The organism is Methylobacterium sp. E-046 (assembly GCF_022829625.1).
GTDB classification, from domain to species: domain Bacteria; phylum Pseudomonadota; class Alphaproteobacteria; order Rhizobiales; family Beijerinckiaceae; genus Methylobacterium; species Methylobacterium longum.
Map to the genome: position 1 here is coordinate 1 of NZ_JAKSYP010000046.1, position 445 is coordinate 445.

The 445-nt window shown below is 66.1% G+C and carries 1 protein-coding gene; it reads left to right on the forward strand.

Annotation, left to right across the window (positions count from 1 at the left end; genetic code table 11):
* Window positions 1-54: 54 nt before the first annotated feature.
* Window positions 55-445 (forward strand): PAS domain-containing protein (locus MKK82_RS02425; RefSeq protein WP_243984550.1); only part of this gene is annotated, 391 nt, incomplete at its 3' end.

Here is a 445-nt window from a genome sequence, read left to right on the forward strand (position 1 = left end):
CGCTGGTCTCCCGCTCTGACCCACAGCAGCCCAGAGATTCGGGAGGGTATGACCATGTTCGGTGGAACGCGCACGCACGCGGATCAGGCAGCCAAACTCGACGCCCTCGAACGCTCGCAGGCCGTCATCGAGTTCCAGCCCGACGGCACCATCCTCACGGCGAACGTCAACTTCCTGAACGCCATGGGGTACACACTGCCCGAGGTGCAGGGGCAGCATCATGGTATGTTCGTCGAGCCGGCCTACCGTGATAGCGCCGCATACCGCGCGTTCTGGGACGCTCTGCGGCGGGGCACGTTCCAATCCGCCGAGTTCAAGCGCGTCGCCAAGGGCGGGCGGACCGTCTGGATCCAGGCGAGCTACAACCCGGTGCTGGACCGCGCCGGACGGGTCGTGAAGGTCGTCAAGTTCGCCGCCGACATCACCGCGCAGAAGCAGCGCATGC